This window comes from Pedobacter sp. 05T44, from assembly GCF_056395985.1.
Window position 1 is genome coordinate 289,781 of the sequence record NZ_JBFTKO010000003.1, and the last position, 21,529, is coordinate 311,309.

19 protein-coding genes are annotated in these 21,529 nt (G+C 37.7%); 10 read left to right on the forward strand and 9 right to left on the reverse strand.

The annotated features are described in order from the left end of the window. The first annotated feature begins 70 nt into the window (after positions 1-70). From AC1DDK_RS08155 to AC1DDK_RS08180, 6 genes are all read left to right on the forward strand, one after another. Entirely contained in the window at positions 71-1,630 is a 1,560-nt protein-coding gene (locus AC1DDK_RS08155) for a hypothetical protein (RefSeq protein ID WP_337717232.1), read from the forward strand. A 56-nt stretch (positions 1,631-1,686) separates the two neighbouring features. Next, a complete protein-coding gene (gene ribH / locus AC1DDK_RS08160; RefSeq protein ID WP_172661566.1) occupies positions 1,687-2,178 on the forward strand; it encodes a 6,7-dimethyl-8-ribityllumazine synthase in 492 nt (163 codons plus the stop codon). Positions 2,179-2,395: 217 nt separating this feature from the next. Further along, entirely contained in the window at positions 2,396-2,728 is a 333-nt protein-coding gene (gene ytxJ / locus AC1DDK_RS08165) for a bacillithiol system redox-active protein YtxJ (protein WP_099440663.1), read from the forward strand. Positions 2,729-3,006: 278 nt separating this feature from the next. Continuing rightward, positions 3,007-3,885, forward strand: coding sequence for a lipoyl synthase (gene lipA / locus AC1DDK_RS08170; protein WP_108205081.1), 879 nt, complete (start codon positions 3,007-3,009; stop codon positions 3,883-3,885). 66 nt (positions 3,886-3,951) lie between these two features. Next, positions 3,952-4,503 (forward strand): RNA polymerase sigma factor, encoded by a 552-nt coding sequence (locus AC1DDK_RS08175; protein ID WP_172661567.1) that lies wholly within the window; start codon positions 3,952-3,954, stop codon positions 4,501-4,503. A 1-nt stretch (position 4,504) separates the two neighbouring features. Further along, on the forward strand, positions 4,505-5,383 hold the full coding sequence (locus AC1DDK_RS08180; protein ID WP_288882004.1) for an anti-sigma factor: 879 nt from the start codon (positions 4,505-4,507) through the stop codon (positions 5,381-5,383). A gap of 5 nt (positions 5,384-5,388) precedes the next feature. On the opposite strand, the gene AC1DDK_RS08185 is transcribed toward AC1DDK_RS08180, so the two are convergent. The 4 genes from AC1DDK_RS08185 to AC1DDK_RS08200 form a co-directional block, all read right to left on the reverse strand. Next, positions 5,389-6,324, reverse strand: a complete 936-nt coding sequence (locus AC1DDK_RS08185) for an NAD(P)H-hydrate dehydratase (protein WP_288882001.1) — start codon at positions 6,322-6,324, stop codon at positions 5,389-5,391. Between the two features lie 4 nt (positions 6,325-6,328). Continuing rightward, the gene (gene uvrA, locus AC1DDK_RS08190; protein WP_172661570.1) at positions 6,329-9,172 is read right to left on the reverse strand and encodes an excinuclease ABC subunit UvrA; all 2,844 of its coding nucleotides are present in this window, start codon (positions 9,170-9,172) and stop codon (positions 6,329-6,331) included. A 90-nt stretch (positions 9,173-9,262) separates the two neighbouring features. Beyond that, positions 9,263-10,306 carry a ferredoxin--NADP reductase gene (locus tag AC1DDK_RS08195; protein WP_337717234.1) on the reverse strand — a complete coding sequence of 348 codons (1,044 nt, stop codon included), beginning with the start codon at positions 10,304-10,306 and terminating at the stop codon, positions 9,263-9,265. A 103-nt stretch (positions 10,307-10,409) separates the two neighbouring features. Then, positions 10,410-11,198, reverse strand: a complete 789-nt coding sequence (locus AC1DDK_RS08200) for a lytic transglycosylase domain-containing protein (protein ID WP_288881998.1) — start codon at positions 11,196-11,198, stop codon at positions 10,410-10,412. A 328-nt stretch (positions 11,199-11,526) separates the two neighbouring features. Between AC1DDK_RS08200 and AC1DDK_RS08205 the strand changes: the two genes are divergently transcribed. Next, on the forward strand, positions 11,527-12,996 hold the full coding sequence (locus tag AC1DDK_RS08205) for a pseudouridine synthase (protein WP_337717235.1): 1,470 nt from the start codon (positions 11,527-11,529) through the stop codon (positions 12,994-12,996). 7 nt (positions 12,997-13,003) lie between these two features. After that, a complete protein-coding gene (locus AC1DDK_RS08210) occupies positions 13,004-14,116 on the forward strand; it encodes a lactonase family protein (RefSeq protein ID WP_288881993.1) in 1,113 nt (370 codons plus the stop codon). A gap of 71 nt (positions 14,117-14,187) precedes the next feature. Here AC1DDK_RS08210 and bshA read toward each other — a convergent pair whose 3' ends face one another. The 3 genes from bshA to tilS form a co-directional block, all read right to left on the reverse strand. Beyond that, on the reverse strand, positions 14,188-15,333 hold the full coding sequence (gene bshA / locus AC1DDK_RS08215) for an N-acetyl-alpha-D-glucosaminyl L-malate synthase BshA (protein WP_172661574.1): 1,146 nt from the start codon (positions 15,331-15,333) through the stop codon (positions 14,188-14,190). 97 nt (positions 15,334-15,430) lie between these two features. Beyond that, the gene (locus tag AC1DDK_RS08220; protein ID WP_172661575.1) at positions 15,431-15,913 is read right to left on the reverse strand and encodes a hypothetical protein; all 483 of its coding nucleotides are present in this window, start codon (positions 15,911-15,913) and stop codon (positions 15,431-15,433) included. An 85-nt stretch (positions 15,914-15,998) separates the two neighbouring features. Further along, positions 15,999-17,324 carry a tRNA lysidine(34) synthetase TilS gene (gene tilS, locus AC1DDK_RS08225; protein ID WP_337717237.1) on the reverse strand — a complete coding sequence of 442 codons (1,326 nt, stop codon included), beginning with the start codon at positions 17,322-17,324 and terminating at the stop codon, positions 15,999-16,001. A 50-nt stretch (positions 17,325-17,374) separates the two neighbouring features. Here tilS and AC1DDK_RS08230 point away from each other — a divergent pair, with 50 nt between their 5' ends. Further along, positions 17,375-19,702 (forward strand): OstA-like protein, encoded by a 2,328-nt coding sequence (locus AC1DDK_RS08230; RefSeq protein ID WP_288881987.1) that lies wholly within the window; start codon positions 17,375-17,377, stop codon positions 19,700-19,702. Here AC1DDK_RS08230 and rdgB read toward each other — a convergent pair. Further along, entirely contained in the window at positions 19,674-20,255 is a 582-nt protein-coding gene (gene rdgB, locus AC1DDK_RS08235) for an RdgB/HAM1 family non-canonical purine NTP pyrophosphatase (protein ID WP_216854428.1), read from the reverse strand. The two genes, AC1DDK_RS08230 and rdgB, sit on opposite strands and share 29 nt — an antisense overlap. Next, positions 20,255-20,827 (reverse strand): DNA polymerase III subunit psi, encoded by a 573-nt coding sequence (locus AC1DDK_RS08240; RefSeq protein ID WP_172661579.1) that lies wholly within the window; start codon positions 20,825-20,827, stop codon positions 20,255-20,257. Before AC1DDK_RS08240 ends, rdgB begins: the two co-directional genes overlap by 1 nt. 111 nt (positions 20,828-20,938) lie before the next feature. On the opposite strand from AC1DDK_RS08240, the gene AC1DDK_RS08245 reads away from it, so the two are divergent. Next, positions 20,939-21,529 carry a hypothetical protein gene (locus tag AC1DDK_RS08245; RefSeq protein ID WP_172661580.1) on the forward strand — a complete coding sequence of 197 codons (591 nt, stop codon included), beginning with the start codon at positions 20,939-20,941 and terminating at the stop codon, positions 21,527-21,529.

Here is a 21,529-nt window from a genome sequence, read left to right on the forward strand (position 1 = left end):
ATGTACCGGCCTTTTTTTTTGACGTTTTACGTTTCCTCTATTTTTTATACCTTAATAAAAATTCTAACTCATGGATTTAATTAACGACCTCAGAAACGCGAAAATCATTACTGACAGAGAAGCAACACGAATAACCAGCTTCCTGAATAAAGCATCCCGTCAACATCCATTATTACCTTTCGAGGCTTTGTATTATTTTTTCTTAAACAGAGACTCAGAAGAAATAAATACCAATGTGGGAATTGTTATTGTACCAGACGAATCAGTTTCGGTGTCTTCAGATAAACAAAATAGTAATGAGTCCATTGCTTTTTTAGAGATCTTATTAAGATACAAATTGATTAGCAATGACATTCATCATAAACTGGATGAAAGGCTAAAACACTGCATTCTAAGCGAATTTCACATCTTACATCTGGCCAACGAACTAATTAAATTAAAAGCTGCTTTTACCATAGAAAAGCAATTAGAATTTGCCGATACGCTTACTCAAAAGTACTCCTATGGATTAATCAGTGGGTTACTAAATCCTGATGAGCTGGAAAAACTGCGGGCAGACATAACAGAAAGTAAACTCCAGGGCTATTTCGATTTCTTTAAGTACAGCAGATATTGCTCTGTTATTGATCTGTTGCATTACCCGGAGGGCCATAAAGAACTGCTTGCAGATCTAACTGAAATTGTAAATAGTTTAATCTATACTGTATTTAAGATTAAGGAAATTACGTTCTCAATCGGTGAGTTTTCAGGCGTGCCTATTCACCATTCTAAAAAATGGACAATAAATATTAATACCGGAGAGCAAGTCCATAAGTATGATCATACTGATTTTCATATACCTGAAAACAAGAGAAGTTATGATCAAATCCTTATTCAAAATATACTTAAATCTGTAAATATCCTGCTTGCTGATTTTAATTGCAGCCACAGATTTACTTCTTTAATCTCAAAATTACCCGGACTTTTATTCCCTGAGCATCACCAAAAAATCCTAATTTGCAGAGTAGATCGCGAAAACCAACAGATATTTCAGTTCTACAGGAAGGATGATCTATTTTTATACAACACACCTATACCCAATTTCCAATTACCCATTTCTTACAAACACATTGCCTATGCAATGCATCATTTTAAAGAAAGTGGTATTTTCTCATCTCTAAGTGAGGCGGAATTGAACACACGTATCACAGGCATTTACCAAAAAACGTATTACCTGGCTACAGAAATTTTATCATTATTCCCTGAAATTGTAATTCCTGTAATTACAGACCCGCTACCTGGCAAAAAGCCGTATAAAGAATTTCTCGAGACTCTAAATCACATTTCCAAAGGCATATTAAATTTTTCAAACATCGACGATGGTTTTCCTATTTACGAACCAGAAACTTTGTATTCCCGCTGGGAATTCAAAGTCTCATTTGAAATAGATGGAGAGCAGCACGCATTTACTTGCAATTATCTTGAAATGGGATTTAACAATCCGGTTATTTATGCCATTACAGAAATTATTAATCAAAGATATTCCAGCTATCAGTTAATAAGAGTGCCAACCGACCGCATCTATCATGATCTTTATCTTTTTACTCCAAAAGCAGCAATCTCTTACCTAGAATCAACAAAAGTACTTTAAGCACTTCCTTACTTTTCAATTAAAAAACTTTTATGATTTTTCCCTAGCTTTGCCCCATGGCAACACAATTAAAGAACCTGTCTGATTTTTCTCATACAACAGTACCAAACGGAAGCGCTTTTAAGATAGCTATAGCGGTAGCAGAATGGAACGCAGAAATTACCGGAAGCTTATACAATGGCGCTTTGGAAACACTAACTAAACATGGTGTTACCCAAGAGAATATCCTATCAATTGCAGTACCGGGTAGCTTTGAACTAACATCCGCAGCTGATCTGCTTTTACAAAAACATAAGGACCTTGATGCGGTTATTTGCCTTGGCTGTGTAATACAGGGAGATACCAAACACTTTGACTTTATTTGTGATGCAGTTGCAAACGGTATCACTCAGGTAAGTGTTAAACATAGTAAACCTGTAATATTTGGTGTATTAACTACCAATGATCAGCAACAAGCTATAGACAGAGCCGGAGGTAAACACGGAAATAAAGGTGATGAGGCTGCTATTACCGCTTTAAAAATGGCTGAGCTTTTGGCAACAGTCTAAAATTACTTTGATACTTTCTTCGAAAAGCTGTAGATTAGAAGAATATATCAATTAAAGATCATACAGATGAAGAAAGTAGCTATTTTATTACTTGGCGTATTTTTTGCCATATCTGTTTTAGAAGCATGTTCTAACAGGCTTTGTCCGGCTTACAATTCGTATCCGGAAGGCAAGAGAAGAAGATGATAACTAAGGCTAAACTTTAGAAAGATATTAGATGCAGTGGAAAAACATTACTGATTTAACTCAAATCAGCGAAATAAAACAAAAAGAAGGTTACAGTTTAATTTTTAAACACAGTACCCGCTGTTCGGTTAGCTCTATGGCTAAGCGACGTTTTGAATTGGACTGGGAAGTATTACCAGCTGATACTTCACTGTATTTTCTTGACCTGATCAGCTATCGCGACATCTCTGCAGAAATAGCTGAAATTTTTCAAGTGCACCATGAATCTCCTCAAATCCTTTTGATCAAAGATGGAGATTGTATTCTGGATGCTTCTCATAGTGACATCTCTGCAGACGAAGTTGCAGAAGTGATCAACAACTAGCAAATCTACTTTAGAAGTTAAAAGAAACCCTTTTCCGGGCAGGCTAACGCATGCCTTATATTGCCGTTACACATTGTTTATCAACATTTTACACATCGTTTATACAATCTTTTATTGCTTAAGCATTGGTTAACTATTGTTTGATCATTGTATAAGCATTGTATAAACCCCAATACAAATCTGATTATCAGATATTTATGTAGGGTTAAAAAATAACATTACACCAGGTAAACATTTCATTTTTGCAACAATTCAAACCTATTGCTTAACTTTGTACCATGATCGCACTTCCGGTTGTTTCAGAAAACCCAGTACAACGTAAACCAGATTGGCTTAGAGTAAAGCTTCCTGTTGGTAAAGAATATGCACAAGTTCGTAGTCTTGTAGACACTCATAAGCTACATACGATCTGCGAAAGCGGTAATTGCCCCAATATGGGCGAATGCTGGGGCGCAGGCACGGCTACCTTTATGATCCTGGGAAATATTTGTACACGTTCTTGTTCCTTCTGTGCTGTAGCCACAGGCCGACCTTTAGCCGTTGACCTTGACGAGCCAAACCGTGTGGCCAATTCAGTTAAACTGATGCAGGTAAAACATTGCGTTATTACCTCGGTAGACAGAGATGATTTAAAAGATGGTGGCTCTATTATCTGGGCAGAAACCCTACAGGCAATTAGAAGAGAAAGTCCTGAGACTACTCTTGAAACACTTATTCCGGATTTCAGAGGGGTATGGGACAACTTGTACCGTGTATTGGAAGAAAGACCTGAGGTGATGTCACACAATGTTGAAACAGTTAGACGTTTAACCAAACAAGTGCGTATCCAGGCAAAATACGATAGAAGTTTAGAATGTCTGAAACGCATTTCGGAATTTGGATTAAGAACTAAAACAGGCATCATGCTTGGTTTAGGTGAAACAGAAGATGACGTTTTAGAAGCAATGGATGACCTTGTAGCTAATGGAGTTCATATTTTAACACTGGGCCAGTATCTGCAACCTACACGTAATCATCACCCTGTGATAGACTGGATTCATCCAGATCAGTTTGCTAAATACAAAGAAATAGGATTGGCTAAAGGATTAAGGTATGTAGAAAGCGGCCCTCTGGTACGTTCTTCTTATCATGCAGAGAAACACTTATTTGATTTTTAACTCCCGGTTAATTAAAAACAAATTCTCCTTTCATCTTGTTGTAGTTTCTGTATATTAGCAAAACCCTTGGGAACTACAAAAAAAATATCGCTATCTGAAGAAGAGCTGGTTAGTAAACTGAAAAGTCGGGATACTATAGCTGTTCAGGCATTGTATGACATGTACTCTGGTGCATTGCTAGGTGTTATCTCAAGGATTATTCTGCAAACTGAAGTAGCTGAAGATCTGTTACAAGAAACCTTTATAAAAATCTGGAACTCTGCAGATAGCTACGACAGCTCTAAAGGCCGACTATTTACATGGATGATGAACATTGCACGCAACTTAGCTATAGACAAGTTACGCTCAAAAGATTTTAAAAATTCAGGTAAAAACCAAGATATAGAAAATAACGTAGATTTCATTGACGCACAAAAAGAGGTTACCTTTAATGCGGATATTCTGGGGATAAAAGATATGGTTACCGCGCTTAAACCCGAATTTAACGATGTATTAAATATGGTGTATTTTAAGGGGTACACACACGTAGAAACGGCAGAAGAATTAAATTTACCATTAGGTACTGTAAAAACACGTATCAGAATGGCTATTATGGAATTAAGAAAGCATTTTAACTAAAGTGGAAGAAGTAAAAGCATATATTGAATCAGGCATACTTGAACTTTACGTTCTGGGGCAATTAAATGCTCAGGAGCAGAAAGAAGTTGAAGCAATGGCATCAAAATATCCTGAAGTAAAACAGGAAATTGAAGCCATTGAGATTGCTATGGAACAATATGCGCTTGAAAATGCGATAAGTCCTTCTATTGATCTGGAGAGTAAAATTCTGGAAAAAATAGGCGTTACCAAAAGTCCGGAAAAAACCGAGTCTTTACCAGAGCCTGTTAAAGTAGTTGAACCGATAAAAGAAGCGGTAATTGTACCATTGAACACCGCTCCTTATGAGTCTAAAATAAAATCTTTACGAATTGCACTTGTAGCATGTATTGCGCTTTTAGCTGTAAGTATTGTTGCGCTTTACTCTGCACACAATCAATTAGGCGATGCCAAAGATCAGATTGCTGCCTTAAACCTTAACAACGAGAAATTTACAAGTACTGTTAATTTCATGAAGCAAAGCAATGCTGATCTGCAAAAGATCATTGATATGAACAATGATCCGGATTGGAAAACCGTAAAACTAGCTGGAACTGTTATGGATCCGAAAGCGAAAATGACGGTTTACTGGCATGCAAAAGGTAAACATGTAATGGTCGACAATTCTAAAATGGATTTACCTGCCAATGATCAGCAACATCAATATCAACTTTGGGCTATTGTAAATGGCAAACCTGTTGATTTAGGTGTATTTGACGTTAAAGCAGATTCTACTCATATTCTTGTGGCCATGAAAGAAATTGGCTCTGCTGCTGCATTTGCAGTAACGCTAGAGAAAAAAGGTGGCAGCGTAAGTCCTACCATGAATCAAATGATTGTAATAGGCAACGTTTCGATCTAACAATTTTAACCCAGAAAATCTTTTACAGTTTTTGGAAGTTGCATTGCAACCTGTGATGCAGTTACATTAAAAACATCTGCAGCCAAATCATCGCCTGCTTTGCCATGAAAATAGCATCCTAATATTGCGGCATCCTTTGCAGGATAACCTTGTGCAACATATGCGGTAATTATTCCGGTAAGCACATCCCCCATACCACCCTGTGCCATTGCCGGGTTACCAGTGGAATTAATAAGTACTTCACCTCGCTGGCTCACAATAAAAGTATATTGATTTTTAAGAACAATCACTATGCCTAGCTGTATCGCTTTTTTTCGTGCAGTCTGTAGCCTGTCCCACCAATTCGTATGCTTGCCAAATAAATTATCAAATTCCTTTAGGTGGGGTGTTATTATGGAGTGTTTTTCTATTACAGCCAACAGATCCGGACGCGAAGCTAATATATTTAAGGCGTCTGCATCTGCAATAAAGTCTCTTTTTAGGGCAAATAACTGCGCCAGTGTCTGTTCAGCTTTTGCTCCTTTACCTAAACCAGGGCCTATAGATATGGCATTATACTTAGTTAGTGCTTCATTTTTTAGCAGTGCCTTCCTTTTTACAAACATTACTTCCGGTAGGGATGTATTCAACGCCAACAGGCCGCTTTCGGGCATTGAAGTGGTAGTCAGCCCTGCTCCTGCATAAAGGCAGCCCTTAGAGGCCAGCAACGCAGCTCCCATAGTTTGGGGAGCACCTGCAATAATTAATGCATGCCCATAAGTGCCTTTATACGAAAATGCTGTTCTTTCTTTAAACAACTTTTTGATATCATCAGGCTGTATAAGGCGATATGGAGATGTTTCTTCTTCTTTAGTATTTTGTTTACCCAGACCCGTTCCTACCACCTGCACTTTGCTGTGCGGATCTGAGTCTGGAATGAAAGAATCTAAAAAGATAGCCATATGCTTAAAGTCCCATTTCTTTTTTTAAAAACTTACCGGTAAGGCTTATTGGGTTTTGAATTAATCCTTCTGGTGTGCCCTCAAAGATAATTCTGCCTCCACCTATACCGCCTTCTTCACCAAGGTCAATAACCCAGTCGGCAACTTTTACAACATCCAGGTTATGTTCAATAACAAGTACTGTATTTCCCTTTTCAACCAATTCGTTTAGTACACCTAACAATACATTGATATCTTCAAAGTGCAAACCCGTAGTTGGTTCATCCAGAATGTAAAAAGTTCTTCCTGTATCTTTTTTAGAGAGTTCTGTAGCCAGTTTTACACGCTGCGCTTCTCCTCCCGATAAAGTTGTTGATGATTGCCCCAGGGTGATATATCCTAAACCAACATCTTTAAGTGTTTTAATTTTGCGATAAATAGAAGGCATGTTCTCAAAGAAGTCGCATGCTTCTTCTATACTCATGTCCAATACGTCGCTGATAGATTTACTTCTGTAACGTACTTCCAGCGTTTCGCGGTTATATCTTTTTCCTCCACACTCTTCACATGGCACCTGTACATCTGGCAGGAAGTTCATCTCTATAACCTTCATTCCTCCACCCTGACAGGTTTCGCAACGCCCCCCCTTTACATTGAAAGAGAAGCGGCCAGGCTTATAGCCTCTTATCTTGGCTTCAGGCAGCTGAACGTACAGATTTCTGATATCTGAAAATACACCTGTATAGGTGGATGGATTAGAACGTGGCGTACGACCAATAGGTGCCTGATCTATTTCGATTACTTTATCTATTTCTTTTAAGCCGTTAATCCTTTCGTACGGAAGCGGATGTTTTTTTGCTCTAAAGAAGTGATGGTTTAATATGGGATACAGTGTTTCAGTAATTAAACTTGATTTGCCACTGCCAGATACTCCGGTAACTGCTATAAACTTGCCTAATGGAAAATCAACCGAAACATCTTTTAAATTGTGGCCGCTTGCCTTAATGATGGAAAGCTTGTGTCCATTTCCTTTTCTGCGTTTGGCAGGCACCTCTATCCCCTTTTTACCATTTAGATAAGCGGCAGTTAAGGTATCCGATTTCAGGATTTGAGCTGGTGTTCCCTGCGCAACAATTTGGCCACCATGGGCTCCTGCAGCAGGGCCTACATCAATTACATGATCTGCTTCCAGAATCATGTCCTTATCGTGTTCAACAACCAACACCGTATTACCAAGATCCCTAAGATTTTTAAGGGCTCCTATTAAACGCTCATTATCACGCTGATGCAAACCAATACTAGGCTCGTCCAGAATATACATTACATTCATTAACTGCGACCCGATTTGGGTAGCTAACCTGATTCTTTGTGCCTCACCGCCAGAAAGTGTACGTGCAGTACGATCTAACGACAGGTAATTTAAACCAACATCTGTAAGGAAGCCTAATCTGGCGCGTATCTCTTTAAGAATTTCTTTGGCAATAATGTTTTGCCGCTCGGTAAGTCTGCTCTCTACATCTACATACCAGTTTTTAAGGCTGATGATGTCCATTTCGGCAAGCTCAAATATGTTCTTACCATCAATTTTAAAGTTCAGACTCTCTTTCTTTAAACGCGCGCCATTACATACAGGGCAGGTTTTTAGTTTCCGGAAGCTCTCCATATCATCAACTCCTCCCTCACCCTTCCGCTCTTGCTGCTCTTCTAACAGCTTAATAATTCCATCAAATGAGATTTGATAGTTCTGAACGTTCCATTTATTATACTCTACGGCTACACTTAATAATTCGTGAGTACCATTTAGAAGAATATTAATATTCTCTTCTCCAAGTTTTTCAAGTGGAGTTGAAAGCGAGAAGTTATATTTTTTTGCAAGCGCTTTTAAAACCTGAAATACCCATACTTCTCGATATTCGCCTAACGGGGCTAATCCTCCATTTAGAATACTTAGTTTAGGATTCGGCATCACCGACTCTTTATCAATTACAAATATGTATCCTAAGCCGTCGCAATTCTCACAAGCTCCATAAGGAGAGTTAAAAGAAAAACTATTTGGCTGTGGCTCATCGTAAGAGATGCCCGTTGTTGGGCACATTAAAAAACGACTGAAATGAGACACATTGTTTGCCTTATCACTTATTTTGATGATTCCCTTTCCTAAACGCATAGCAGTTTGGAGTGAATCCTGAAGTCGTTTTATATCTTTCCGGTCTATTACAAGCCTGTCTACAACAATTTCAATGTCGTGGATCTTGTACCTGTCAACCTGCATTTTAGGTGTAATATCCTGTATATCGCCATCGATACGCACTTTAACGTATCCTTGTTTACGGATTTGTTCAAAAAGTTCCCGGTAGTGGCCCTTACGACCTTTAACAACGGGTGCCAGGATATTTACCGGCATGTCATCAAACTTATTGAATATGTTATTAAGGATCTGATCTTCGCTCATACGCTCCATCTTCTCACCTGTATTGTAAGAAAAGGCATCAGCTGCGCGGGCATAAAGTAAACGCATAAAATCATAGATCTCAGTAATTGTTCCTACGGTAGATCTTGGGTTCTTACTTGTCGTTTTTTGTTCAATTGCAATAACCGGGCTTAAGCCCGAGACTTTATCTACATCAGGTCTTTCCATCCCCCCCATAAACTGGCGCGAATAGGCACTAAAGGTTTCCATATACCTCCGTTGTCCCTCGGCATAAATGGTATCAAATGCCAACGAGGACTTGCCGCTTCCACTTAAGCCTGTAATTACAACAAGCTTATTTCTGGGAAAGGAAACATCTATATTTTTAAGGTTATGCACCCTGGCACCATACACTTCTACATCTTTTTGCTCGCCCAGGTCAATGGTATTTTTGCTCATATATATATTAAAAACAATATGGATATCTGATGATTAAGATAACAATTTTAAAGGCACAAAGGTAAGCCATTATAAGGAAAGATTATCTATTTACCAAACTATGGTTGTGTCATTTTCTGTAGGATGGCCTGTACAGACCAGCACCCTGCCGGCCGCAATTTCATCATCCATTAAAATTTCGTTATAATCCATACGTACACCGCCTTTAACGCAATTTGCAGTACATGTACTGCAGATTCCAGCCTTACAACTGTACGGCACATCTATATTTTGTTCAAGAGCGGCATTAAGTATCGTCTTATTATAGGGCACCGAAAGTCTGTATTCCTGCCCTCTAAGGTTCAAAACCACAGAGTAGGTATTTGTATCTTTTACTTCCTTTTCTGTAGTATCGTCTTCATCTACTTCATCCTCCGGCATTACAAAAGTTTCTCTTTTGATCTGACTGATATCGAATCCCAGGTTAAGCAGGGTAATGCGGCAGGTAACCATATAGTCTATTGGCCCGCAGGTATAGAATAAAGCGTCTCTTTCATTAAACTCCATGCATTCCTTAACTATTTTTTCTATAAGAAACACATTTAACCTGGCCATCATCAGATTCTGCGATTGGCTTGATACGTAAATAATCTTAAACCTATCGGGATAGTTTTTCTCCAGCTCATTAAGCTCATCGTAAAAAAGTGTTTCAGCTGGCGAGCGACTACTATATATAAGGATGAGCTTCGAATGGCTTTCTTTTACCAGAGCCGTTTTAATAATAGCGAAAAGCGGTGTAATGCCTACCCCTGCGCCAAAAAGGAAAACAGTTCTTTTTAGCTCATCTTGCGGCGGGTAAGTAAACAAACCATTGGGTTGCATAGCATACAGGATATCTCCAACTGCTGTTCTATGATGCAATAGTCTCGATATTTCACCGTTTTCTACTCGTTTTATAGCAATAGCAAGTGGTTCATCAACATCAGGAGAACTACATAGAGAATACGACCTCCTAAGCGCTCTTCCTTGAATATCAAAAACTAATGTTAAAAATTGGCCGGCTAAGTATTTTGGTTTTAATCCATCCAAAACATCGAATGTAAGAACCAGTGTTTCCCCCGGCCCATACTTCATATTTTGTATACGCAATTTCATCGCTCCCATCATAGGGCAGTAAATTAGTAATTTTCATATAAAACAAAAAGCCGTTCCAATAATTTGGAACGGCTTTCCCCATTTGCACGTGTCTTTTCTCTTTCTAATTTATAGAACTTTGGGCATTACCCCCGTTCAAAGCTAATAATGCTCTTGGAGCTCTATAGCCATGACGAACAGGATCTTCCACTATCTCTTTCATGGAAATCAATTTATAAACATAACCGCCTGTTTCACGGTTTAATTTCATTTTGAAATAATTATCCTGATTTTGTCTGTCTATTTGTCTTCTCATGTGGCCATCACCTACATTATAGGCTGCTGCAACAAGTGTCCAGCTATCAAAAATACCATAAAGCTCTTTGATGTATTTAGCCGCTGCTATAGTTGATTTACGTAAATTCTGACGCTCATCTACTCTTGAGTTAACTTTTAAACCGTATGTACGGGCAGTTGTAGGCATAAATTGCCAAAACCCTGAGGCACCTTTTGGTGACACACCCGCTTTTAATCCTGATTCTACTAAAGGAACATATTTAAAATCCTCTGGAATGCCGTAAGCGGCAAGGATTGGTTCTATCACAGGAAACCATTCTGCCGCTTTTCTATGCAGGCGATTGGTCTGTAAATTGTCGAAGCTAAATTCTGCTAGAATTCTCTTCATTTTGCGTTCCACTTTGGCATCCCCTAGTGGTAGTGTTTCTTCTGCGAAACTCAATTTAGCCATCAGAGATAATGGCTTTTCATTTTGTGTTACTGTTGTATCTTTTTTTGTTGTTTTTTCTTCTTTTGAAAGACTTTTTGCTGCTTGGGGCATGTTGTAAGCAAACACTTTTGCCATAACCAGTAATGAAATTATTACCGTACATGTTATTATGTGTTTCTTTATCATTTTCCTCCTTTTTTTGGTTAATAATATAAAACGCCTGCAAACATACAACATATTGACCTAATTATCAAGCTTTTATGAAAAACACTTCCAAAATCGAGGTTTAAACTGCCGTGAGGCTAGATTTTTTTGGTTCAGGTTACGCAAGAGAAAAAATGCGAAAAACTAAGCATTTTCGACTCCAAAACCAGTCAGTAAAACCTCCAAAACCAACCTATAAAGGAGCTCCGCATTTTCTGAAATATTACGGTTTATCTACACTTAAAATTGTGAATTAGAGCAATTTTAAGTAAGTTTGCACCCGCATAAATTATGCGGTTAAAAGCGTATCATGATAAAAAACAACAACAGGAACAGTCGGGATGACAAGTCCAAACCGGGAAACCGAAGCACAACTGGCAAAAGACCAAGTGGAACAGAGAGTTCTTACAAAGGAAAAAGCAAGTTTGATGATAGAGAAGGAAAAGATAATAAATTTGGTGCGTCGAAAGACTTTAAGCCAAGAACACCAAGAGACGGAGACAGCAACAGAGATTATAAGCCAAGAGAGGGCGACAGAAAGGATTTTAAACCTAGAGGAGGAAAAGACGGAGACTCTAGAGGCTTTAAACCAAGAACTGAGAACGACTCAAAAGATTTCAAATCAAGAGGCCCAAGAACATCGGGTAGTGATTTCAAACCAAGAACACCAAGGGATGGTGATTCAAAAGGATTTGCCCCTAGAGGTGCGGCAGGTAAAGACTTTAAGCCAAGAACACCAAGAGACGGAGACAACAGAGACTACAAGCCAAGAGCTTATAAAGAAGGTAGCTCAAGAGAAACTCCTCCAGGCGAAAAAACTCGCAGTTACATAAAGAAAGATAATTTTAGTCCTACTGGCGATAAGCCTTTCAGGAAGTTCGATGATAAAAAAGGACAATCGTCTAGAAGTACTGACAGCAGACCATTCAGGAAAAGAGAGGGAGATGGCGCGAAATCTGACTTTCAATCTCGCCCTGATCGTGCAGAGCGCGGCGGACGTCCAGAACGTTTCGATAAAGAAACGGTTATGCGCAGCAGGAAATCTCCTGTTATAAAAGACGACGGCTTAATCCGTTTAAACAGATACATCGCAAATTCAGGAATTTGTTCCCGTCGTAAAGCCGATGAGCTTATTGCTGCCGGCGTAGTTTCTGTTAATGGAGTAGTTGTTTCTGAATTAGGTCAGAAAGTTGATCCTTCGAAAGATGAGATCCGCTATAATGGTGAATTGTTAAAACGTGAGAAAAAGGTTTATGTGCTTTTAAACAAACCTAAAGATTACATCACCACTACTGATGATCCACAAGAACGCAGAACTGTGATGCAACTTGTTGAAAAAGCAAGTAGAGAACGTATTTATCCTGTTGGAAGATTAGATCGCAATACTACTGGTTTGTTATTAATGACAAACGATGGTGATCTTGCCGACAAACTATCTCATCCTAAAAATGGCATTACAAAAATCTATCACGTTGAATTAAGCAGGAGTTTAAGTCAGGGTGATTTGAATAAAATTCAGTTTGGGATTGAACTTGAAGATGGTATAATTAAACCAGATTCAGTATCTTACGTTGCCGGTGGCACCAAACGCGAGGTTGGTATCCAGATCCATAGTGGTAAAAACAGAATTGTGCGCAGGATTTTTGAACACCTGGGCTACGATGTTGTTAAACTGGATAGAGTTGTTTATGGTAATTTAACCAAGAAGGATCTTCCACGTGGAAGATGGCGTTTCCTTGAAGAACATGAATTAATCCAGATCAAACATCTGATTAAATAATTTAAACATGAGAAAATCTTTCCTTTTACCCATTATCCTTTTAGCGATGCAAAGTTGTGCACAGAAAAATGATTACAATTTAATAATTGGAACATATACCAATACGGGTAAGAGCGAAGGAATTTATACTTATGATTTTGACACCAATACTGGTGAATCTAAACAGTTAAGTGTTACAAAAGGTGTTGAAAACCCAAGTTACCTTACCTTAAGTGCAGATAACAAATTTGTTTACGCTGTAAACGAAACTGGAAAAACAAGCGCGGTAAGCGCATTTAGTTTTGACGCTGCAAAAGGTGACCTTAAGTTTTTAAACAAACAGGCTACGAATGGTGATGATCCTTGTTATATTGTTGCCGATGAGAAAAATGTAATCTCTGCCAATTATTCTGGAGGTAATGCTTCTGTTTTCGGCATTGAAAGCAATGGCTCATTGGGTGCATTAAAACAAATTGTTCAGCACTTTGGAAAAAGCGTTAATAAAGACAGGCAAAATAGTCCTCATGTGCACATGGTGTTTTTTACACCAGATCATAAATATTTAATTATTAATGACCTTGGAACAGATAAGGTTTACTTATATAATTACAATATCAATGGTACTAATGATGTTCTTACTCCTCATGATAGCGTAGCAATAACACCCGGTGCCGGACCAAGACACATCACCTTTAGTAAAGATGGTAAGTACGCGTACCTGATTCACGAAATGGATGCCGGAATAACAGTTTTTAGCTATACTAACGGATCACTAGAAAAAATACAGGAAACTAAAATAACTGAAGACGGGTTTAGCGGGGAAAATGGTGCGGCAGATATTCATATCTCTCCGGATGGCAAATTCTTATATGCAACTAACAGAGGAAGCGAAAACAACATCACTTTCTTTGCTATTGAAAAAGGAGGCTTGCTGAACAAAAGAGGTCAAATCAGCACTTTGGGTAAAGGTCCAAGAAATTTTTCGATTGATCCTACCGGAAAGTATCTGTTGGTTGCTCATCAGTATACAAACGATGTAGTGGTATTTGAACGCAATACACAAACCGGCGAATTAAAAGATACAGGAAAGAGAATTGCTGTTGGAGCTCCGGTTTGTTTGGTTTTTGCACCTAAGAAATAAAATCATTAAAAGAGGGTGATCATTATTTATGATATACCCTCTTTTACTTTTCAAGCTACTTCTATAATTAATTATACCGCTTTTAGTTTATGCTGCGCCTCAATAACCTTGTTATAATAGTTAATATAAGCTGGCAATATTTTCTTAAGATCAAAATCTTTCGCCCTTGTTAAAGCGTTTTCTTTGAACTGCTTTAATACATCATCATTTTCCAGGATATGAATTGCTTTTGAAGCCATATCATCAATATCACCAACATTACTCATATACCCGCAAAAGCCGTCAATATTTAATTCCGGTAATCCACCCGCATTTGAAGTAATAGCAGGGACTTTGCAAGCCATAGCTTCAAGTGCTGCCAAACCAAAACTCTCAGACTCTGAAGGCATTAGAAACAGATCAGAAACAGAAAGAATTTCTTCTATTGCATCTTGCTTTCCTAAGAATCGAACGTGTTCACAAATCCCAAGGTTTCTGCAAAGCTGTTCATCATATGCGCGTTCGGGCCCATCACCTACCATTAATAATTTTGAAGGAATTTTAGCCTGAATCTTTTGAAACATTCTAATCACGTCAGCCGTACGCTTTACTTTTCTAAAGTTCGAGGTATGAATTAATATACGTTCGTTGTTAGGGGCAATTGCTTTTTTAAAATGATCTTTTGGCTTTAAACTAAATCTCGAAAAATCAATGAAGTTCGGAATCACCTGAATCTCATTAGTAATTTCGAAATGCTTCTCTGTATCATCTTTTAAGCTTTGTGAAACAGTTGTAACCCCATCTGATTTGTTGATAGAAAAAGTAACTACCGGTTTATAGGTTGGATCTTTACCAACAAGTGTAATATCTGTACCGTGCAGCGTGGTTACAAATGGAATGTTAATGCCGTAAGTTTCTAAAATTTGCTTTGCCATAAACGCAGCGGATGCATGTGGAATTGCATAATGAACATGCAAAATATCCAGTTTTTCGAAACGCACTACATCCACCAGTTTACTGGCCAATGCTGATTCGTAAGGTGCATAATCAAATAATGGATAATCTCTAACTGATACTTCGTGATAGAATAAGTTTTCAGAGAAAAAGTCTAGCCTGGCTGGCTGACTATATGTGATGAAATGTACCTGATGACCTTCGTCGGCAAGCGCCTTGCCTAATTCAGTGGCAACTACACCACTACCTCCAAAAGTCGGGTAACAAACGATACCTATTTTCATGAATATTTTTTTACGATGCAAAGTACACTACTTAAATTGAGCTTTGTGTTAAACAATTGCAATTATTTAAGTTTTTGATCGGCTCAAAAGATTTGATTTAAGATTTCATCTCGGCTTGTATCACGAGATACATTTCATTAGGTCTTTGCGTACCAATGTAATATTCAAATCCATCAGTATCTGTAAGCACAACAGCGTCTTTCCCGGATGAATAAAAACGAATACTTCCCTTCCGGTGAAGGTTATAAACAGGGTTATTGAATAAGTAATTACTATAAGTATCTTTTCTTACTTTAACTATTGAATTCAGATCTATTTCTACTCTTTTAGCAGACCACAAGCCGTCTATTATGATTTTTTTATGCTCAATAATGGTTTTGTATTGAATTAGAAAAAGCAACGCTATTGAAACTCCAATGATACCAAATCCAACTACAAGAAATAAATCCTGGGTATTATCTCTATCTCGTTCATATACATAGGCAGCGAAGCAAAATGCAGCCATAACTAACCTGATACAGATCCTGATATAGTCACGTCCTATGTACTGTTTTTCAAAAAAAGCGTAGCGATTGCTCATTTATGTAAATTTCAATAAAGTTACTTTTTTTTTATTTCCGTAGTACCCCTATCTCAGTTAAGATTGTTTAAAAAATGTAATATGATTATTTCAGATCGAATATAGCCACTTTTTTTGTGGCCGATGTCACCTTGTATCTATCATCTTGCCGCATACCACCCAGCCAAATAATTTCGCCGTTTCCGTTTATCAGAATAGGGACACCAGCCTTCTCTGCAAGCGGGATTTTCTCATCAATAAAAAAATCGCTTAAGTTTTTAAAGAACTTCATACCTAGCGGCATAAACTTATCGCCAGATTGCCAGGTTCGCACCACTAAAGGAAACATGAGCTTATCAGCATCTACAAATGCCCTTTTGGTACTCTTTTCAAAATATGGTTCATCTATGAAAGACATTAATATCTTATGCTGCGACAGATTTACGCTTTGATCGTTAACATGAATAAATGCCAATTGCAGATTTTCTTCAACAATAGGATTTAATATCAAATCATCCCTATCGATGGTAATTCTATGAGAACTGCTATAGAAAGAGGTCCCACTTTGCTTGTTTAGCGCCTGCAGCAGTTCTATCACTACAAGTTCCGAGAAACCAAAGGGCCTAAGCAGTTCAAAAATTAACAACCGCTGCGGCTTCAATGCTTTGACCTTGGCAATTGACAAGTGCAAGCTATTTTGTTTTTCGACAAGCAAGTCCTCCCTTAGTTCGGAAACTGCTTTTTGCAACACAAGCTCCGTTTCAGAAAACCGCTGAATATTTTGTTCAAATGTTTGCTCCAGATTAGGATTAATCTCTTTAAGATGAGGGATAACCTTTAGGCGAATTTTATTGCGGGCATAGTCTACAGATAAATTTGAACTATCTTCTACAAAATCAATATTATGCTCTGCTATTAATTCATTAATTTGCTCACGCGAAAGAAATAGCAGGGGCCTGATGAGCTTATCTCTTTTAGGGAAAATGCCATGCAACCCGGCTATCCCTGTTCCCCTCGTTAAATTTAACAATACGGTTTCCATGGCATCATCCTGGTGTTGTGCAAGAGCGATGAAATTATAGTTATTAGATTCCCGTATCTCTTCGAACCAATTGTACCGCAAATCTCTGGCGGCCATTTGGGTAGATATTTTATGCGCTGCAGCGTAATTTTTAGTTTTGAAGTGGGTTACATAAAATGGCACTTCCAGGGAGTTGGCGAGCATTCGTACAAAGCTTTCGTCTCTTTGAGACTCATCTGCCCTTAAATTAAAATTACAGTGTGCTATACCAAAATCAAAACCAGCGAGTTTAAAGAGATGGGCCATTAAAACAGAATCCTTCCCGCCACTAACGGCAAGCAGTATCTTGTCGCTAGCAATGAAGAGTGAATTATGGCTTATAAAATCTTTAAAGTTTTGAATGGGTAACATCTTTCAAAAATATTTAATTAAAATGGTAAGCAAAAAACTAACTTTGTAAAGTGCAGAAAATACGCTTTTTCATTATCTTTTTCATGTTTCCTTTCTCTTTGCTAGCGCAACAGAGAACCAAGATTATTTTGAAGGATGCCAGAATAGGAAATACAGATGGAAAGAAAAACATTTCTTATCTGAAGTATCCAGTATTTATTCATGAAAATGCTACGTTAACTTGTGACAGTGCTGTTTTTTATCAAAACGACAATGTTTTTGAGGCATTTAAAAACGTCCATATTAATCAGGGAGATACCATAAATATCTACTCTGATCATTTAACATACAATGGAAATACTAAAATTGCCCACTTAACCAGTAATGTGCGTATGATCGACAAGGAGTCTGTTCTTACCACTAATGTGCTTGACTACAATATGGCCACCAAAGTTGGAACATATGTAGAAGGAGGCAAAATTGTTAATAAAGATGTGACCTTAACGAGTAAAAACGGCTACTACTTTTCTAATAGCCGAGATTCTTACTTTCGTTATAATGTTGTAGTGGTAACACCACAAAGCACAATTAAATCAGACACATTAAGGTACAATACCCTTACCAACTGGACCTATTTTTATGGCCCTACAAATATAAAAGGTAAAGAAGATAACCTATATACCGAAAATGGCGCATACAACACCAAAACTGAATATGCTTATTTTGGCAAGAAGAACTTATACACCAATGGGACTAAATCTTTAAAAGGAGATAGTTTATACTATGATGGTATAGCAGGATATGGTAAGGCTGTTAGGAATATCATCTTTAAAGATACTGCCGACAAAACGGTTCTTTATGGTCAATTGGGTTATTACTACAAAATAGACGAGCGTACTGTTGTAACCAAAAATGCGTATGTAGGTATGGGGACAAAAGACTCCATAACAGTAAACAACAAGTTACAGCCAGATAGCTTATGGTTGGGTTCGGATACATTAGAAACTCAAATGGTACTTCAAAAAACTTTGAAGTTAATTGAATCACCGGTACTCAAACAAAACAATGAATTGGGTGATCCTGAGAAACCACAGAAGAAAGGTGAATCACAAGCACCCGGGATGACGGCCGAGGAAATTGGAATAGCAAAGAAATCGGAGAAAAAAGAAGCAAAAGAAAAAGCGAAAACTGCTAAAAGAGATAACAAAAATACAAAACCTGTTGATTCTACGGCAATTAAAGCAGCTAAAGATAGCCTGCTAGCAAAGGTTTCCTTACCCAAGGATAGCCTTTCTAAGGATAGTATTGCTCAAAAGAAACCCGATACTTCATTAATTAAGGATTCTTTAAATGCGGCAAAAGACCCAGTTAAACCTATAAAGGCAGCGATTTCAGGTAAAAAACCTGATAGTCTAAGTAAAAAAGCCGATAGCCTGGCAAAATCAGGAAATGTAGCGAAGAAGATTAACGGGGCCATTAAAACCACGGATAGTTTAGTAAAGAAAAATATTAAGGATTCAATACCACCTAACCCTTTGGATACGGTAAAAACACGTTCCATTAAAGCTTATCATAATGTAAGGGTTTACAAATCCAATATGCAGGCTAAAGCAGATTCTCTATTTTATACAAGTGCCGATTCCACTTTAAGGTGGTACGGAGACCCTATTTTATGGTCGCAGAACTCTCAACAAACCGGAGACACTATTTACCTTCGCTTAAAAAACAATAAGCTTAATACGTTACAGGTAATTGATAATGCATTTCAGGTGAATGTAAATGCGGATTCCGCAAGGTTTAATCAGATAAAAGGAAAACTCATTACTGCTTTCTTTAAAGATGGAGAATTAAGCACCATGTTTGTGGATGGAAATGCAGAAAGTGTTTATTATAACAGGGGAAAAGACAGTGTATACACCGACATGAACCAAACTGTAAGCAGTAGAATAAAGATCTTGTTTAAAGACAAAGAAATAAGTCATATTCTTACTGTTAAAGAACCCGAGGGAATCAGGGTGCCTATTACTGAACTAAAAGAAGATGTTTTGTTAACAGGATTTACATGGAAACCTGAACTTAGACCGCTTTCTAAAAAGGAAGTAATAAGTGGGAAACCTAAAACAAAACCTGCTGCATCTAAAAGCCCGGCAGCAGGGGCAAAAAAACCTGGAAGCCCGACAGGCAAAGCACCCAATAAAGCTGAAGTAGCCAAAAAAGGATTAATTAAAACTGCTTCAAAAGAACTTGTTAAGGCTGCCTCCAAAATTGATTCAGCCGCAATAGATTCAGCAAAAGCTATTATTGCTCCAATTAAGAATATCTTACCCTTAAAGCCCGATACCAGTAAGAAACCTGATACTGCTAAAAAAATTACACCTGCTCCTTTAAAAAAGCAATAAGCTTTTTCATCGCAATTGCCCTGTGACTGATCTCATTCTTTTCCGTCATGCTCATTTGCGCAAAGGTCCTATCGTAGCCAATAGGCATAAATATTGGATCATAACCAAATCCTTCATCTCCTATTGGAGTTTGTGTAATGTTGCCATAAACAACCCCTTCAAAAAGATAGTTCTTATTATTTTGGTTTAAAGAAATAACGGTTTTAAAATGGGCCTTTCTATTCGTTTTACCTTCCATCTTTTTTAGTACAAGATTAAGGTTTTCAAGATCATCTCTAACTCCTGAGTACCTGGCCGAATAGATTCCAGGTTCATTGTCTAATGCCTCAATCTCCAATCCGCTATCATCAGCAAAACAATTCAACTTAAAATTATCAGTTACATAACTGCTTTTAAGCTCTGCATTCTCTGCAAATGAGTTCCCTGTTTCAGGGATATCAACATCACAGCCAATATCTTTAAGATTTAAAACTTTATATTGATTTACAAGGAGTTTACCAATTTCTTCTGTCTTATGCTTATTGTTGGTAGCAAACACCAATTCAGGTAGCATCATAGTCCCAGTTGTTTCAAACTACCCCATAATACTTTCTTTCCATTTGCATCTTCATCCAGTTTTTGGAGCGCCGAAGAAAAGATAAGCTTTACTTCTCCTTCAGTTACTACTGTGTTTTCAGGATGCTGCTTTAATCCAAGTTGCTGAGATGAAACACCAAATGCAAATACAATGACACTCGAAAAACGAGCCTTCAATTGCTCATAGCTTGCTTCTTTATACTTGGCGTAATTAAGCAACGCGAAATCACTAGCGGTTAGATTTATTGATTTTACGATCTTTCTTAACAATTCCCTACCCCTTTCATCACTAACGTCATTATGCTCATCGTATACCAAAATCAGTATATTACGGTTATTATTACCTAAAAATTTAAACTCAGGTTGTACTTTAACTAAGGGAATTATTGGTTCATTAACAATTAAAGGCTGAGCAGGTGAAGATGCTTCATCTTTTACATAAACTTGCACTTCTTCATTTAACGTCCCCTCAGGCTCTTTAACCAGGTAAATATCATCCGTAAAAAATAAACGCAGACCTTCTCCGTCAGTTGTAAGTTGGCTCACCATTAATGATAATTTTATTGAAAATCTTTTTTCTGTTAAAATTAGTTAAATATCTCATTATAGTACCTTTATTTATTACTTTTATGCCTTAAAATTATATACCATAAGTCTTTTGTGAGAAAAGTTTACTGTTCCATTATCATCAGTCTTTTTATTACCGGTGCATTTGCTCAAAATGTGGCTGTAGTTAATGGAAAACCAATAAGCAATAAAGAGTTTATGTGGGTATATAAGAAAAATCATTCCGGCAACGGAAATGCGACGGCTGAAGATTTACATGCTTATCTAACCTTATATGTAAACTTCAAACTTAAGGTTACTGAAGCCAGAGAGTTGGGTCTGGATACGGACACAGGCTATCTTGCCGAGGTAAAAAACTATGAACACGCATTGCGTACACAGAAAAGAATATCGAAAACAAAACCAGAATATCTTTTCATAATGAATGAATATAAAGAAGCGGTTTTAATGTTTAATATCTCTGAAATAAAGGTATGGAACCAGGCGCAGAATGATGAAAATCAGCTCCGCATTTTTTATGATAAAAACAAAAGCGTTTATTTGCAAAGTTCTTTTGATGAGGTTAGAGGGCAGGTAGTCACAGATTATCAGCAGGAACTGGAGAATGAATGGATAAAAGCACTAAGAAAAAAATATCCTGTAAAGATTAATCAGGACGAGATAAGAAAATTGGCTAAGCCATGA

Coding starts and splice junctions, on each gene's coding strand:
- AC1DDK_RS08155 (WP_337717232.1), top strand. CDS start 71: ATGGATTTAATTAACGACCTCAGAAACGCGAAAATCATTACTGACAGA.
- ribH (WP_172661566.1), top strand. CDS start 1,687: ATGGCAACACAATTAAAGAACCTGTCTGATTTTTCTCATACAACAGTA.
- ytxJ (WP_099440663.1), top strand. CDS start 2,396: ATGCAGTGGAAAAACATTACTGATTTAACTCAAATCAGCGAAATAAAA.
- lipA (WP_108205081.1), top strand. CDS start 3,007: ATGATCGCACTTCCGGTTGTTTCAGAAAACCCAGTACAACGTAAACCA.
- AC1DDK_RS08185 (WP_288882001.1), bottom strand. CDS start 6,324: ATGGCTATCTTTTTAGATTCTTTCATTCCAGACTCAGATCCGCACAGC.
- uvrA (WP_172661570.1), bottom strand. CDS start 9,172: ATGAGCAAAAATACCATTGACCTGGGCGAGCAAAAAGATGTAGAAGTG.
- AC1DDK_RS08195 (WP_337717234.1), bottom strand. CDS start 10,306: ATGAAATTGCGTATACAAAATATGAAGTATGGGCCGGGGGAAACACTG.
- AC1DDK_RS08200 (WP_288881998.1), bottom strand. CDS start 11,198: ATGATAAAGAAACACATAATAACATGTACGGTAATAATTTCATTACTG.
- AC1DDK_RS08205 (WP_337717235.1), top strand. CDS start 11,527: ATGATAAAAAACAACAACAGGAACAGTCGGGATGACAAGTCCAAACCG.
- AC1DDK_RS08210 (WP_288881993.1), top strand. CDS start 13,004: ATGAGAAAATCTTTCCTTTTACCCATTATCCTTTTAGCGATGCAAAGT.
- bshA (WP_172661574.1), bottom strand. CDS start 15,333: ATGAAAATAGGTATCGTTTGTTACCCGACTTTTGGAGGTAGTGGTGTA.
- AC1DDK_RS08220 (WP_172661575.1), bottom strand. CDS start 15,913: ATGAGCAATCGCTACGCTTTTTTTGAAAAACAGTACATAGGACGTGAC.
- tilS (WP_337717237.1), bottom strand. CDS start 17,324: ATGTTACCCATTCAAAACTTTAAAGATTTTATAAGCCATAATTCACTC.
- rdgB (WP_216854428.1), bottom strand. CDS start 20,255: ATGCTACCTGAATTGGTGTTTGCTACCAACAATAAGCATAAGACAGAA.
- AC1DDK_RS08240 (WP_172661579.1), bottom strand. CDS start 20,827: ATGGTGAGCCAACTTACAACTGACGGAGAAGGTCTGCGTTTATTTTTT.